The sequence below is a fragment of the Streptomyces sp. P17 genome (assembly GCF_032436805.1).
Lineage (GTDB): Bacteria > Actinomycetota > Actinomycetes > Streptomycetales > Streptomycetaceae > Streptomyces.
In genome coordinates, this window is the sequence record NZ_JAVRBF010001333.1 from 1 (window position 1) to 245 (window position 245).

A 245-nucleotide genomic window follows, 5' to 3' on the forward strand; every position below is an offset into this window, starting at 1 on the left:
GCAGACTTTTATGTTCTAGCCAATTTGTTGTAAATGGAATTCCGGTGATTAAGGCGATGGTAAGGGCAAGCGTGCCTGCTGCTAATAAGCGGAATTGCAATTTCTCTGCTTGCATTAAGGGGGGTAAAAAGCGACTTACGCCAGAAAAATCTTTGTGTTTTAATTTATAACTTATATAAGCCACCTGCACCGAATACAAGGTAGCCATTAATAATACAACGTAGGCAATAAAGGCCAGAGTAATG

At 40.0% G+C, this 245-nt stretch carries 1 pseudogene; it reads right to left on the reverse strand.

Annotated elements, in window-relative coordinates:
* Positions 1-190 (reverse strand): annotated as a pseudogene (locus RMT89_RS44875) (hypothetical protein); the annotation flags it as partial.
* Between the last annotated feature and the right edge of the window lie 55 nt (positions 191-245).